This window comes from Acidobacteriota bacterium (assembly GCA_016715115.1).
Classification (GTDB): Bacteria; Acidobacteriota; Blastocatellia; order Pyrinomonadales; family Pyrinomonadaceae; genus JAFDVJ01.
In genome coordinates, this window is the sequence record JADKBM010000011.1 from 762,991 (window position 1) to 778,234 (window position 15,244).

Annotated in this window: 9 protein-coding genes; 4 read left to right on the forward strand and 5 right to left on the reverse strand. The window is 55.9% G+C overall.

Annotation, left to right across the window (positions count from 1 at the left end; genetic code table 11):
- Window positions 1-2 precede the first annotated feature (2 nt).
- Genes IPN69_11975 through IPN69_11985 form a run of 3 tightly spaced genes read left to right on the forward strand, consistent with a single transcriptional unit; the run spans window position 3 to window position 3,019 of the window.
- Window positions 3-1,760 (forward strand): UbiD family decarboxylase, encoded by a 1,758-nt coding sequence (locus IPN69_11975; protein ID MBK8811434.1) that lies wholly within the window; start codon window positions 3-5, stop codon window positions 1,758-1,760.
- The gene (locus IPN69_11980; GenBank protein ID MBK8811435.1) at window positions 1,757-2,647 is read left to right on the forward strand and encodes a metallophosphoesterase; all 891 of its coding nucleotides are present in this window, start codon (window positions 1,757-1,759) and stop codon (window positions 2,645-2,647) included. Before IPN69_11975 ends, IPN69_11980 begins: the two co-directional genes overlap by 4 nt.
- Before the next feature lie 3 nt (window positions 2,648-2,650).
- Entirely contained in the window at window positions 2,651-3,019 is a 369-nt protein-coding gene (locus IPN69_11985; protein ID MBK8811436.1) for a hypothetical protein, read from the forward strand.
- A 169-nt stretch (window positions 3,020-3,188) separates the two neighbouring features.
- On the opposite strand, the gene IPN69_11990 is transcribed toward IPN69_11985, so the two are convergent.
- The 4 genes from IPN69_11990 to IPN69_12005 all read right to left on the reverse strand — a co-directional run bounded on the left by IPN69_11990 (window position 3,189) and on the right by IPN69_12005 (window position 13,888).
- Complete coding sequence (locus IPN69_11990; protein MBK8811437.1) at window positions 3,189-3,872, reverse strand: hypothetical protein; 684 nt, start codon at window positions 3,870-3,872, stop codon at window positions 3,189-3,191.
- 62 nt (window positions 3,873-3,934) lie between these two features.
- On the reverse strand, window positions 3,935-4,213 hold the full coding sequence (locus tag IPN69_11995) for a hypothetical protein (protein ID MBK8811438.1): 279 nt from the start codon (window positions 4,211-4,213) through the stop codon (window positions 3,935-3,937).
- Between the two features lie 352 nt (window positions 4,214-4,565).
- Window positions 4,566-12,263: a DUF2341 domain-containing protein gene (locus tag IPN69_12000; GenBank protein MBK8811439.1), complete on the reverse strand. Its 7,698-nt coding sequence runs from the start codon at window positions 12,261-12,263 to the stop codon at window positions 4,566-4,568.
- Between the two features lie 392 nt (window positions 12,264-12,655).
- Window positions 12,656-13,888: an alkaline phosphatase family protein gene (locus IPN69_12005; GenBank protein MBK8811440.1), complete on the reverse strand. Its 1,233-nt coding sequence runs from the start codon at window positions 13,886-13,888 to the stop codon at window positions 12,656-12,658.
- Window positions 13,889-14,058: 170 nt separating this feature from the next.
- On the opposite strand from IPN69_12005, the gene IPN69_12010 reads away from it, so the two are divergent.
- Window positions 14,059-14,547: a hypothetical protein gene (locus tag IPN69_12010; GenBank protein ID MBK8811441.1), complete on the forward strand. Its 489-nt coding sequence runs from the start codon at window positions 14,059-14,061 to the stop codon at window positions 14,545-14,547.
- Here IPN69_12010 and IPN69_12015 read toward each other — a convergent pair whose 3' ends face one another.
- Complete coding sequence (locus tag IPN69_12015) at window positions 14,548-15,027, reverse strand: SprT-like domain-containing protein (GenBank protein MBK8811442.1); 480 nt, start codon at window positions 15,025-15,027, stop codon at window positions 14,548-14,550.
- Between the last annotated feature and the right edge of the window lie 217 nt (window positions 15,028-15,244).

The window sequence follows — 15,244 nt, forward strand, 5'->3', positions numbered from 1 at the left end:
TTATGCACAAGAATCTGCGTTCGTTCATCAAACAGCTGCGGGACGAAAACGAACTCGTCGAGGTCACGGCGAAGATCGACCCGTATCTCGAACTCGCCGAGGTCCACCGGCGCGTGATCGACGAAGGCGGCAAGGCGCTTCTTTTCAAAAACGTCAAGGGATCGACGTTTCCGGTTCTGACGAATATGTTTGGAACGGCAAAGCGGATCGATCTCGCCTTCGGCAAAAAACCTCAGGAATTGGTCAGGAAAGCGGTCGAAGCGATAGATGTGTTGCTCCCTCCGAAACCGAAAGAACTGTGGAAGTATCGCGAACTCGCGTTTTCGGCGCTAAAGCTTGGAACAAAAAAGGTTGGTCGCGCCCCGGTACTCGAGGCGGTCCAGTCGCCGGTCGACCTTGAAGCCATCCCTCTGCTCCAACTCTGGCACGAAGACGGCGGACATTTCGTGACGCTGCCGCTCGTTTACACAGAGAGCCCGGTTTCCGGAAAACACAATCTTGGAATGTACCGGATCCAGCGCTATGACAAGACTTCGACGGGGATCCATTGGCAGATCGGGAAAGGCGGCGGATTTCACTATCACGAGGCGGAAACGCTCGGTAAGGCTTTGCCGGTCTCGATCTTCCTTGGCGGTTCGCCGGCAATGATCCTCGCGGCGATCGCGCCTTTGCCGGAAGACGTGCCGGAACTCGTGCTTGCTTCGGTCCTTGCGGACGGCAAGATCGAAACTGTCAAAAACCCGTTGAGCGGACATCATCGCTTGATCGCCGAAGCGGAATTCGCGATCTGCGGACAGGTCGCGCCGTTCGAACGTCGCCCTGAAGGGCCGTTCGGGGACCATTACGGTTATTATTCGCTCGTTCACGATTATCCGGTATTCAGAGCCGAAGCCGTTTATCATCGCAAAGACGCGATCTATCCGGCGACCGTCGTCGGAAAGCCGCGGCAGGAAGATTTCTTCATCGGCGATTATTTGCAGGAACTGCTTTCGCCCCTGTTCCCGCTGGTAATGCCGGCGGTCAGGGACCTCTGGAGCTACGGCGAGACCGGATTCCATTCGCTCGCCGCGGCGGTCGTCCGCGAGCGTTACGCGCGTGAGGCTTTGTCCGCCGGCTTCAGGATCCTCGGCGAAGGCCAGCTGGCGTTGACCAAATTCCTTTTGCTCACCGATAAACCGCAGGATCTGCGTGATTTTCCGAAGGTGTTGGAATCGATCCTCGAGCGCGTCGATTGGGCGAGTGACTTTTTCATCTTTGACCGCACATCATTCGACACCCTCGATTACGCTTCGGGCAAGATCAATCAGGGTTCGAAGGCAATACTCGTCGGGGTTGGCGAGCCGCGGCGCGAACTCATCCGTGAGTTTCGCGGTTCGTTGCCGCGGGGCGTGAGCGCCGCACACGTTTTTTGCGGCGGATGCCTCGCGCTCGAGACCGGCGAGTACGCGTCGGAAAACGATTTGGCCAAACGAATCGCGGTCGATGACGCGTTTCGGGAATTTCAAATGATCGTTCTTCTCGACGATATCGAACTTGCGAAAACGACCGAGAAGTTTTTGTGGGCGACGTGGACGCGTTTCAATCCTTCGACGGACGTTTACGCGCGCGGAGTCGAGGTCAAGAACAATCATCTGACGTACGAAGCGCCGATCGTCATCGACTCCCGGATGAAACCCTGGTATCCGAAAGAGGTCGAGGTGCGCGACGACATCAAGAAACTTGTCGACGACCGTTGGCGGGAGTATTTTCCTAAACAATGAAGAAATGGTTTTTTGCGACGGTTTTGGCGTTCGCGTTCGCGTTCGCCGGTGCAGTGTGTCTCGGATACGCTTATTTCGTTGAGCCGTTTCGACTTGTGATCAACGAACGGAGGCTTCCGCTCACGAATTGGAATCCTGCCTTTGAGGGTCTGAAGATCGTCGCGATCAGCGACATCCACGGCGGTTCGCGTGGGGCGACCGAGGAGAGAATCCGCGAGGTCGTGGCCGTTGCGAACGCACAGAATCCGGATCTGATCGTGCTCCTCGGGGATTTTGTTTCCGAAGAGCGCGGCGATCGGACTAAACTCAAAATGCCAATGGAACGCATCGCCGAAAATCTCAAGGGTTTTCAGGCTCCGCTCGGCACCTATGCCGTACTTGGCAACCACGACGGATTCTACAACGACGCCGAAGTTGCCGCCGCGCTTCGAATGGCGGGAATCCGTGTGCTCGAGAACGAGATCGCGGTGGTCGATAAAAACGGCAGCAAGCTTCGCCTGCTCGGACTGAAGGATCATATGAAGCTGACGCCAAACTGGCAGAAACTCTCGAATGAGCTGAAGGAACTGATCGCCGCCAGTCCCGCCGACAGTGATCTGATCGTCCTTGAACACAGTCCCGACGTCCTACCGATGATCACCGGTGACTTGCTGATCTCAAAAGACCTGCGGCTGATCCTCGCGGGCCACACGCACGGCGGTCAGGTTTGGTTTCCGATACTCGGCACGCCGATCGTTCCGTCGAGCTATGGGCAGAAATACTCGTACGGGAGTGTCAGGGAAAACGATGTGGATATGTTCGTCACGACGGGCATCGGCACAAGCATCCTTCCGATCCGGTTTATGATGCCGCCGGAGATCGCGGTCCTCAATATCAGTCGATTTTAGATCTTGGAGTATTTGGAATTCCAGATTCCAGGTATTCGATATTCCAGATATTCCAGATTCCAGATTCCAGATTTCAGATTTCAGATATTTCAGATATTTCAGATTTCAGATTTCCGATATTTCAGATTTCAGATTCCAGATATTCCAGATTCCAGATTTCAGATTCCGGATTTCAGATTCCAGATTCCATATTCCGGATTCCAGATTCCAGATTCCAGATTCCAGATTTCAGATTTCAGATTCCGGATTTCAAAAGGAGCCTATCGTAGAAATCGATTCAGCGTACGGAGGATTCGCGCGTTCGACAGAACAATGTGGAGCGAAAGACAGCCGCGAACAATTCCAGCGAGCGTGTACAATACGCGGAACTAATGCAAACACAAGAGGTACGGGTGTTTTACACGCTTCGGGAGCTGGCGTAATCAGTCACCGCGTTTCACTTCTCTTCACGTGGTGCGGAACAGGCGAACTTGCGATATCCGAAATCTCAAATCCGAAATCCGAATTCCCAAATCCCAAATCCGAAATCCCAAATCCTTCATCATTCTTGCTTTCCGAACTTTATCTGCGGGCGGTGGGCAGGAATGTCTTTTGCCGGGAACGGGAGCGTCTCCTTTGTCGCTTCGGCAAAGCCTTTCATCTTGGGATCGGATTCGTTCCAGCCGAGCGTGAAACGGGAAAAAATGTCGACTTTCTTTGAAGCGGCCTCGGAAACAAGCCTTCCGTTAACGAGTTTGCAATCGCCGAAGACATCGATCACGACCTGTTTTGACAGAAACTGGATTTCCTTCAGGCCGCACCGCGCTCCGGATCCTGTCGCAATGCCAAAGACGGCGTTCGGCTGCTTTTCAACCGCCGAAAATGCGTAGAACACACTTCGATCCTGGCAAAACTCGCAGGCGTCGGCGAGAAGATGAATGACCGCCTCGCTCTTGCCGTCACCCGTGACGTCGAAATAGAACTTCTTCCGAAACTGATATGAGCGCGTTATCTTGGTTTTCTTGTCAAACGATGTAAACAATCCGTTGACGAGATCGAATGTCGAAACGGTCTTTGCACCCAAGTCCTGATACTTGAAGTTCTGAAAATCGACCGACAGCGTTTCGGCGTCTTCGATCAACGCGATTGGAGTCGGAGTCGGACTAGCCGCAACCTTTCCGGTCGCGCTGACCTTAACCTGCGCGATCGTCGCCGGCGCAATCGCGCAAAAAAGTGCAAATAACAACAAAATCCTCATAAAGAAACCGCCTGACTGGAAAATTCATTTCAACATACCACGAACGATGTTCAGATTGCCATCGTTTCGGCGGGCTTGAGCCCGGGACTCTCGCACATCAGGTTGTAGACCTGAACATTCTCAAACGGTTCGGCAGAAAAACCCTGTTTGAAGGTCGGCATCGGTTGGTATTTGTTGCCGCAGCCAAGGTGATCAACGAGAACCCACTGGCACCCGTAATCCGAAATCTCACGCGTCCGAAACTGCAGATCTTCGCCCAGGTCGGCCACCTCGCGCTCGAGTCTCCCGAGGCGAGCCTGCTGATCCAGGCAGTTTCGGAAAGTCGCCAAGCGCGATCGCCCAACACGAGCACCAAGGACTGTCGGGCTGTTGCAAGGTCTTCAACCGCAATCCTGCTGCACCGCTCGACGGCAATCAATATCCGGGGCGAAAGCTACCGGCTAAAGGACAACAATGACTAAAGGGGGTCAAAAGTTGACGCCTGTAAAGGGGTCAAAAATTAACGCTGATTGACACCTGCGAGGGTTGAACAATATACGGCCTTCTTTCGACTCCTTCAGGGCCGGCATCCCGTCTGACCCAAAAAACCTCGGGTTACGCTTCGCTCACCCCAGGCTTTTATCTGATTCGCTTTCAGCGAATTGTTCCACGTTTCGGCATCTGTCAGATCGCCGGCCGCTTTCACCGCTCGGCGACCAGATTCAGGTTCGTCACCTCGTCGGCGATCGTTATCGCCTGCGGGGCGAAGCCGAGGTCTTTCGCCCGAACCGTTACAATGTAGGTCTCGCCGACCGCGATGTCGTCGAACCTGAAGAACCCGAACGAGTTCGAGATCACCGTCCGGCTGATGCCCGCCGAGTCGGTCATTATCACCCGGGCTCCGCTGACGGCCATACCGTCCGAACCCATCACGATGCCGCCGACAGAGGCATTTGCCGCCGTCGGTCCGAGGATCGTGACGGTCCCGGCAGTGAAGGTCGTCGGAATGGATCCCGCACTCGCATCGCTGACCTCGTTCACCACTGGTTGTCCGGTGAACGCAATCGGGGTCGTGCCCAGATCTGCCGTCGGCAAGACGTCGAAGCGAATCCTCGCGATCTCGCGTGTGCCCGCCGGTATCGTTTCGCCGATTCCGGCCGCCGTGACGACTCCGACCTTGCCCGGCGTCAGTGTGTTCGACATCGGCGACGCGACCGGCAGATCCGCCCCCGTCAGGACCAACGGGTTGCCGAGCTTCGTCCCGTCGTAGCTGACGGTGAAGCCGAACCCGTTCTCGTCGCCGTTGGCGTCGATTCTGACCGACACGGTCACCTGCTGACCGGGACTCGTTTGCGCATCATCGGCATAGAGGACCCGCGGCAGCAGGGAAAGCAGATCATCCTGTCTCTTTGTCATCTCCTCAGGTGAGAACAGACCCGCGAAGGCCGCGCCGCCCGCCGGTTGCACCGGATCGAGTCCGGCAGAATACCGCCCGGACTGGACGTAGTCAGCGGTCGTGAGCCGTCCGTCGCCCCTGGTCCCTCTCGGCGCTGAATCTGCCCGCTGCAGTTCGTTGTACAGTGGATGCGGTTGGTCAAGCCCGACGACGAACAGTCCGGTCTCGGCGTAGTCCGAAACCGTGATGGTGCCGTCATCGTTGCCATGCGGGCGGTTGCTGACGCTCGCCTCGTATCCGACGGTAAACGTCACGAAGCCGTTCGCGTAGGTCGCCGCCAGTGGATCGTTATCCGCGCTTGTCACCTGCCGGGCCGTCGGGGCATCGCCGAATGCGATCGCCGAACCCGTGAACATCGGCGTCGTCGGAGTGGTGTTGAAGGTGATTCTGATTACCTGTCTTGTCCCGGCCGTTATCACCTGGTCGGCGGGCATCACGGCGGTTATCCCCAGCTGTCCCGGCGTGCCGCTTGCTGCGTTCACGGCGCACCCGGCACAATCGTCACCGGCGACGACGCTCAGGTATGACAGAACGTTCTGATCGTATGCGACGCTGAACGCGACTCCGTGCTCGGTGCCCTGGCTGACCATCGTCACCGGAACGATAACCTGAGCAGCCGGTGCGACGTTCTGGCTGATCGCCTTGATAACTCTCGGCGCAGTGCCGGTATAGCCGATAAAATTGCCCGTCGTAACGTTGCCCGACAGGTTCGAATAGCTCCTGCTTATCGGATCGAATACGTAGCCCGCGAGAGTCGGCGTGATCGTATAGCCGGCTCCGGCCGGGAGATCGGCAAAGCTGTAGTTGCCGCTTGCATCCGTCGTTGTGGACGGCGAACCGCCGGTAATGGAAACGCTCACATTCGAGACCGGAGCATTCGACGAATTGTGGATACTTCCCGAAATCGTTCGAAGATCAACAGCAAACGTTGCCGCAATAGTGTGGCCGTTGCCCGTCACATTGTTGAATGTGTAGCTCGTCACCGGTCCGACCGACAGACCGTCGACCAATACATCAAGGACGTGATAATTCGGGTCCGGAACGATCGTAAACGTCCGGTTCGAACCGTGGTCAACCTGAACCGCCCCATTGGGGCTGATCGAGCCGCCCGAACCCACCGAGGCGGTGATCGTGTAGGTGTTGATTGCAAAGGTTGCAGTAACGCTCTTTGCACCGTCGACTGTGACGACGCATGTCCCGGTGCCCGAGCAGTCCGAACCGCTCCAGCCTGTAAACACTGAGGAGATATCCGCAGCCGCGGCCAGAGTGACGACGGTTGAGGTCGCGAAGTCGGCCGCGCAAGTAGCTCCGCAATCGATGCCGGCCGGATTGCTGGTTACAGTTCCCGAGCCGCTGCCATCCTTGGTGACCGTCAGGGTCGCAGTAGGGGATCGGACCATATAGGTGTTGCTGCCGGTCTGGCCCAGAAAATCCGTTCCCGTGATGATGATACCCGTGCCGGGCGCGGTGTCGCGGGCCGGGATGCTCAGGCTGCCGTTTGTCAACGCTTTGACATTGTCACCCGCTTCACCAAAGACACCGTTCCCGTTGGCGTCGAACTGCATCGTGGCCGAGCTTGAACTGAGCGTCAGATTGCTAGGAGGGACGAACTGCGGTGAAAGCCGGATCCAGGCCCAGCCGAAAATGTCATATGTCGCGCCCGGGAGTTGGTCCGCCCGGTTGACGTAGAGATCGAACGATCCGTTCGAGATGTTGACCGTTCCGAGGCTGTATTCACGGTGCTGTGTGCCGCCCGTGGCCGCGCCGGTTGTATCCACGTACAGAGCGTTCGGATCTGTGCTCGTGTACCCGTAGAAGTAGCGCAACGGGTTGGTGTCGTATAAGTTGGCGTATGCCTGATACTGCCCGTTCGGGATCCCGCCGCCGTAAAAATGCATCGTTGGCGTCACGGGAGTATGGAGCGCGCTACCCATTACCGATGGGAAAGGCCGACTGGTTGTATATAGAAATTCGGTCCAGAGATGATTGTTGCTGTTGGATATCAGCGTCGGCACATCGGTCGTCGTCACCAGAACCGGGTCCTGATGGGTGTCCTCCCAGAGGTTGAGCGTGATATCCGAGGGCGGAGCAGGCTCCGCGGGCGCGAGTCGAATCCAAGCCCAACCGAACATCTCATAATCGCCGCTGAGCAATTGGGCATTGTTGACATAAAGGTTGAACGAATTGGCGGTAACCTCGATCGTTCCAAGAATGTACTCGCGATGCTGTGTTCCCGTCGCGTTTCCAAGCGTGTCGACATAGAAAGCCGAAGGATTCGCACTTGTATAGCCGAAGAAGTAGCGCATTCGCGCGTTGTCGTACAGGTTGGCGACGACTTGGTAACGCCCGTTTGGAATGCCGTTAAGATAGAAGCGCATCGTCGGCAGATTTGTGGTGTGAAGTACGCTGGCCAGAATCGTCGGGTATGGACGGCTAGGTTCATAAAGGAACTCCGTCCACTGGCCGTTCGCGGCGTTGTAAGTCAATGTGTTCACGTCCGTTGTGGTCGTAAGAACCGGATCCTGATGATTGTCCTCCCAGGCGTTAATGGTTGCTTGGTAAGCCTCAACATTCACATTGAAAGGCACGCCGGTCGTCTGAACGTAGGACGGCGAAGTCAATTGATAGTAAGGTGGCGGCGCCTCGACCGCAAAGGCATTGCTGGTGGCAGTTGCCGTGCCGTCACTGACCGTGATCGTGACGTTGGCCGCGATCTGGCTCAAAGACACCGTACCGGTCCAACTGCCGCCGATAAAATCGCCGGTCGCGACAGGCGTGATCGCTCCTGCGCTGGCACTCAAATTCGGATGGTCTGCATAAACCGGAAGCGGATTGTTCGAAGCATCCAATGCCGTAATTGTGACCTGAAACGGCACATTGACGATCTGAGGACTTGCAATTGTCTGGATGGCAAAGTGGTCCAACGTTGGGGCAGCCAGGACGGCAAAGCTGTTACTGATGCCGTTGCTGCCGGCGGCACTCGCCGTAAGGATGACGTTGCCGGCCGCTTGATCGAGAGACACCGTACCGGTCCAGCTGCCGTTGCTGAAGTTTCCGGTAACGGCCGGCGTTACAGCGCCGACACTCGAACTGAGGTTCGCTTGACCGGTGTACCCGGTGAAAAGATTGTTGGAGGCGTCCCGCGCGGTGATGTTGATCTGGAACGGAGCCCCGATGTATTGCGGGCTGGCAATGGTCTGGAAGTTGAAATGATCCAGCGTCGGGGCGACGACGGTCACAGATGCCGTGCCGGTGATCGAACCGACGGAGGCGACGATCGTATTGTTATAGGTGCCCGGCGTCGGTCCGGCGGTGAAGAGCCCGCTGCTGTTAATCGTTCCGCCGCCGTTTCCGATGCTCCACGAAACCGTTAGGTTTGGAATCGGATTGTTGCTGGCATCGAATCCCTGTGCCGCGAATTGCTGAGTCGCTCCAGTGACAACCGAAGGAGTGGCAGGCGTTACAACAATATGGTCAAGCTCACCGGGCAAGGTAAAGAGTACCTGCGTACTTCCCGAGAATTGCGGCACATCGACCCACATATCCCGGATCGCCCCGTGATCGTCCATAAAGAGATAGTACTTGGTCGGCACCTGTGTCACACCGCTGTAGTTGACTGTCACACGCCGCGTTGCCGCATCGTACGAACTCCCGACGATCGTCGAATCGTGCTTCGACTTGATGTACTGGCAGGCTTCATCCATCGTCACGTTGATGGGATGATACGGCGCGATATTCGCAGTTATCCCTTGCAGGATGCTGCGCCAATTTTCCATCGTGATCCCTGATACGGATTGATCATGAGTAAAAAGTGTCGCCAATACCATGCTGTCCAGAGCGCGCTTGGTCTGTAAGGTTCCGTGGCCGATCGTTCCCGGAACGTCGTTGTTGGGATACCATTCGTAGCCCAGGTCGTCACGGATCTCAGTGACGAGGTTGAAAAACCGGCCGTTGAATTCCGGATGACCGGGTATCGTCATATAGTCGGCAGAGTATTGTGGAGTTCCGCCGCTGCTGCTGCCCGTTTCATACTTGCGGTAGGGACCGCTCATGATCCACGGTGCACCGTATCCCTGGTCGGGGTCCATCTGGGTGCCGACGCATTGCACTCCCCAATCGGCCATTCCGGCGAACGAGTTGCTGCCGAATTGGTAGTAGTGAGGCAAGACATATTTTGATATCGGGATATTATGTGTCTGATGCCATTGCGTTCCGGTAACAAAATTGGCCGCGATCTGGGCATCCGTCTGGTTCCAATAGAACCAACTGCCGTTGAAGGCGTGGATCGATGTCGTCGCGTGTCCCGCGTTGACAAGACTCGATAGGTCGGCAGCTTCCGATTCGTCGATGTTGCTCAGGAAGACTCCGGCCCACGGTTTGATCCCGACTTCGTTGGCAACGTGGATCCAATCGAACGGGCCCGATTCGTCATCCACCCGCATCGTAAGAAACGGCGGCATGCCTTGCATAATGAAAGGTTTCCGGGCCGCCCATGCCATGCTTCGCCATACCAGGTCGTCGAGCCCGTAGACCGGCCCCTTGACGGAGACGGACATCCAGTCATAGGTTCCCCACTGAACGGCCCGGCCCGGACCGCTGTTGCGCACGGCCAGGAACGGAGCGCCGCCGGTGGTGGCCAGCGTCGTCGCATCACCCGGCAATGTGACATCTGCGAGAGTCATGCTGCCGGTGCCGATCGATTCGCCCGTCTGGTGGCGTTCGGTGATGTAATGGGACCCGGCTGCGGTCGTGAACAGCACACCCGATCCGCTCGCCGGAGCGGCATAACCGAAATTGAAGATATCCTGTATGAACTGGTAGCGGGCCGTCGAGCCGTCGGCTGACAGATCATTGTCGAAGTTGATCAAGCCCGCACCGGCATTGACCGCGTTGGTGATGTTGGTCTGTTCCGTCGAATTGAGGCAGGGAGCGCCGGAGCAGGTGTTGCCTGCATCTATCTGGCGGTGACCGATGATGATCAGGGCGTAATCGTTAACATCCGTTTCAACCGCTGTCGTGGCAACGTCAAGAACCGTGTACGGAACGCCGAAGTTATCCAAATAGGGTTGGATGAAATGCTGAAAATCAGGATACGCTGGACTGTTCGAGTTGACGAGAACGATCGCTCCCAGCGAGGGTGCACTGACCCGCGTCGTCTCGTTCGTCGAATTGTTGGTTGTGAACGGGTCCGGCTCGATTCCCGAAACAGAAGCCTGATTGGTGAACAACCCTGCCGAGTTCGGAGTGACCGTGATCGTGATATTGGCAGAAGCTCCGTTGTTCAATGTTCCCAAGTCACAGGAAACCGCGCCGGGGCGGCTGCACGTGCCGTGGTCGGATGTTGCCGACACATAGGTCACACCGGAAGGCAAAATGTCGTTGACGTTCACCCCCGTCGCGGTTGCCGGGCCATCGTTGGTGACCACCAGCGTATAGGTGAGCGTATTGCCAACCCTAACGGGATCCGGCGAATCCGTTTGAGTGATGCCGAGGTCGGCGGTGTTCGGAGCGTTGGCGACGGTGCTCGCTGAAGCGTTGTTGTTCGCGGTGTTGTGATCGGTCGTCGCGCTCGACACGCCGGCCGAATTGACAATGGTTCCCGCCGCATTCGGATTGACGACGACGGAGACAGTCGCCATGCCGTTGTTGGCGATATCGCCCAAGTCGCAGGTAACCGAGGCCGTCCCGCTACAGCTTCCTTGGCTGGCCGTGGCCGAGCCGAAGATCACGCTGGCCGGCAAGTTATCCGAAAGGACAACCGCCGTAGCGACGAGTGGACCGTGATTGGTTACTGTGAACGAATAGGTAAGCGGATCGCCGACCATTACCGGATCGGGCGAATCGCTGACCGCCAGTTCGAGATCGGCCGATTGATTTCCTTCTTCAACGCCGACTGCCAAGGTCGGTTCGGACTCCCGGAAATTCCTCAGGTAAACCCAATCCACGTCGAAGGTTGAGCGGTTGTCGTTGTAATTGCCAAGTTGGATCGGAAGCGACGACGTTGGAATATCCTGAGTCAACGAGCCCGCCGACGAAGAGGCGCGATCGAGAAACGCCCTGGTGGCCGTTGAGGTCCAGGTCACTTCGTAGATATGAAACGCGCCGGTCAAAACGCCAAGATCACTGGCCCGACGGGTGCCGGTCGTGTTGTTTGTCAGGATAACGTTGGGGTAGCCGGAATCGCCCACCGTGCCGATGTAGGTGTAGGGAGTATTGACTCCATTAAGGAATCCTCCCCACTTGTAACTTCCGCCGCCGTGCTTGAACCAGCCGCGGAATCCAAGTGCACGCCCCGGCGAGAAGAACGTTCTCGACTGCATCGTCGCGCCCGAGGCAAAGGCGACAACGCCGCTGTTCACCACGGGCGCTCCGCCGTTGATCGTCCAGCGAGCCGAAAGACTGGCCCAGTCATCGTCAAAGAAATCGAAGGTGTTTCCGCCATTGCTCGCGGAACTCGCGGCCGGATTTCCGTAGTACAGATAGATGGTGCTGCTGCCGTTCGGAATGGATGGAATCTTCACCCAGATCCGGGCGAGGTTTCCGGCCGCGTTCCAGCTTTCGATCCAAAAAGGCAGAGCAGCGCCGCTATCGGACACGGCTCGAACGTCGGACCCATCGATGTTTGCGCGGCTGAAGTCGAACGCGCCATCGAGGGTGATCAGGACCTGATAATCCGTCAGGGCGGAACCCGTGTTTGAAACCGTAATCGGACGGCGAGATGCCCAAGCTGGATCGAACCAGCCGCCGAGCGGATCGCTCGGCTCTTTTTGCAGCGATTTGACCTGCGCCGTTCCGATACCGAGAAACTCTTTTACGGAGTCCCAAAATGAAAAGGCCGCGGCATCGGAGCCCGCGGCGGTTGTTGATAGGATCGTCGTAAAGAAAGTTACGAATAGAAGAACGCTGCCTAAGCGGCGGCGCGCAAGTTTTTTGTTTCCACACATGACGTTTTCCCTCCGCGTTCCTCTTGAAGATGGTGGAAAAACCTCTATTTTGCTTCCTAACCGAAGTAGTGCGCTGTTTCTGCACCATCCTGTTCGATCGAACGCATCGCAACCGGAAACGCCTCACAGCTACGATTCCGGCTGCGCAGGTCCTCACTACACAAGATAAAGTCTAATCAATACCATACAGTATCTTAAGTAAAACTAATAACAGAACGACTGCTATTCGCGAAAGATTTAATGAAACGGACTTGTTTCCGTATGGAGCGGGATCGCCAGCCTTGAGTTGAAATTCCGATATTCCAAAACCCAAAACGGCCAATCCGAATTCCCAAATGCAATGTGTGAAAGGTTCGCCGTTTCCAGGAAATCTCAAACCGGAAACGGTTGCATTACTTCAACATCGAGCGGACATTCTCGATCCTGCCGTCGTTCGGCGCCGGATTGAGCCCGAGAATCTTGCACATCAGGTTGTAAACCTGAACATTTTCAAACGGTTCGGCGGAAAAGCGTTGTTTGAACGCGGAGCCCCGCGCGATGAAAAGCGCTTGCATAGACTGGTACTTGTTGTCGTAGCCGTGCGCGCCGCGCGGACGGTCGAGATCGTCGAGGTCTTTTGTCCAATCCTCGAAACGCTTGCGGGATGTCGTCACCCAGCCTTCTTCGCTCGAGCAGACTATCGGTGCAACGCGTTTGCCCTGTTTGTAGTTGAGTCGTTCGGGGATATCGGCCTTCTTCCAGCAGGTCACGTGCTTGAGATCGCCGATCTTTGAATAAATATCGTCGGTCTTTCCGGGTTTTGGAAAGATCTGAACGATCTCGTTCGTCCATAAGATGCGTTCCGTGAGACTGAAATCAAAGTGGTCGTCAAGAAATGTAGTCTGCTTCAAATAGACCGGAGCCATTCCGTGGTCCGAGACGATTATCAAATTGACTTTCTTGTCGATCTTGCGCAGTTTCAGACCATTGACCAGCCGTTCGACGTAACTGTCGACGTTCCAGACAGCGTATTTGGTCTCCTCGGCTTCGGGAGAATAGGCGTGTCCGGCATCGTCGACGTCAGAGAAATAAAGCGTGATCATCGTCGGACGCTTTTCGCGCGGCAGGTCGAGCCATCCGAGGACCTTGTCGACGCGCATCTGCGCCGGGACTCCGCCATCATATTTACGCCAAAAGGTCGGCTGTTCGTCTTTTATCTTCGTTTCCGAACCGACGAAGAAGTAAGAGGCAGCGATCTGGCCCTGTTTTTCGGCGGTTACCCAGATCGGCTCGCCGCCCCACCAACGCGGATTCTCGACCTCTTTCCGTTTTGACATCGTGAAGACCTCCCCGAAATCGAAGACGTTGTTCTCGACGATTCCGTGATTGGCGGGATAAAGCCCGGTCGCGACGGTGTAATGGTTCGGGAAGGTCTTGGTTGGAAAAGACGGGATCATCCATTTGGCGCGAACCCCGTCGTTGGCGATGCGGTTCAGCGTCGGAGGCTTGAACTTGTCGAGATAATCGTATCGGAATCCGTCGAGCGAGATCAGGATGACGGTCGGTTGAAGGTCATTGATCGGCTTTTGGCCGAAGGTGGCCGCCGCCGCCACGACGAACAAAGCAATTAGAATTCGGAATCGCACATTCATAGGAAAAACTTACTTGAAGTCGTTACGCGTTGCAATGGGCGGAGCGCGTTCGGGTGTTCGCTCGGTGCATTCCGTGACGGTTTGATTGCAACACGGAAGACAAGCCAGTAAAATCGTGCCTGTCGTTGCTTCATCGAGAGCACATTATTTTCAGGAGAATTACTATGGCGATCACCAAACTTGCGAACGTGCCCTTGATTCCCCAACCGACCGACGGCGTTTGCTGGTATGCCTGTGCGCGAATGCTCTATCGTTGGTCGAAGGCGACCGGCCGTGGCGTGATGACAAATCCGGCAGATGATTCCGGTTATCACACGCGTTTTCAAAACAACGGCGACGTCGCGGCGTTTCAAAACAACCATCTTGGGCGTGCGCTCAATATGAAGCTTCATTCGAGTCTGTCGCTCGATTACGGATCGGTACTTTCATTTCTTCAATCCCACGGTCCGATTTGGGTTGGACTCAAAAAGAATTGGGGCGGTCACGATCACGGACACGTCGTTGTGATCTGCGGGGTCGCGGATACGGGAGTTTTCATCCACGATCCGGAACCGATGAAACAAGGCAGCGCGATTTGGCTGACTTGGGCACAGATCAAAAAGGCCGTCGATGGAATGACCGATGCCGATCCGCAGTTTATGACCGCGGCCTGATCAGTTTCCAAATCCGCCGATCTCCTTGAATTTTTTTTGAAATCTCGGGTCGTGCCCGGTCTGGATTCCTTGCGTGCAAAACCAGGCGTGCGTCAGTTCGTGTTTCAGGATGTTGACCAACTGAGGCCGCGGCGCTCTCAAATAGAACGCGTTTTTGACGTAGATCGTCGGAATCTTATCGGTCGAGCAATTTGTGTAGGCGACTCCGCGTTCCGTTTCAGACCCCGATTTCTGCAACGGTTCGTCGACGACACGAACGTTCACAACCGGGAATTTCCCGAACAACGGCAACAATGCATCCGACTCTTTCTGAAGTTTCGAGTCTCTCCATCCTTTTTGCGGTTCTTCCTTGGCGACGTTTGTTGCACGATTGGCGTTTGGATTATTAGAAACCTCGACCGGTTTGATCGCGCAGCCGGCGAGTAGTACGATCGATGCCGAGATCATCACGAGCGTCGCGAATTTGGATCGTCTATACATCTTTATATCGTCGATTTCCGGGGCGATTTCATTCCAGATTCAAGATTAAGACATGCGAGCTTTGAAAAACCGACTTAACGGCGATCCCGGCGCCGTTTCCGACAGGACACAGATAGATCGGATTCAAGAGGACAGAAACCAGCGTTTCTCTATCGATTGAAACCAATCCGCTCCATCCAGCCAATCTGTGTTCCGGAGAAATCGCGATCTGTTTCCT

Bases quoted from the DNA above. Each gene is read 5' to 3' on its own strand.
- IPN69_11975 (MBK8811434.1), top strand. From the start codon at position 3: ATGCACAAGAATCTGCGTTCGTTCATCAAACAGCTGCGGGACGAAAAC.
- IPN69_11980 (MBK8811435.1), top strand. From the start codon at position 1,757: ATGAAGAAATGGTTTTTTGCGACGGTTTTGGCGTTCGCGTTCGCGTTC.
- IPN69_12000 (MBK8811439.1), bottom strand. From the start codon at position 12,263: ATGTGTGGAAACAAAAAACTTGCGCGCCGCCGCTTAGGCAGCGTTCTT.
- IPN69_12010 (MBK8811441.1), top strand. From the start codon at position 14,059: ATGGCGATCACCAAACTTGCGAACGTGCCCTTGATTCCCCAACCGACC.
- IPN69_12015 (MBK8811442.1), bottom strand. From the start codon at position 15,027: ATGTATAGACGATCCAAATTCGCGACGCTCGTGATGATCTCGGCATCG.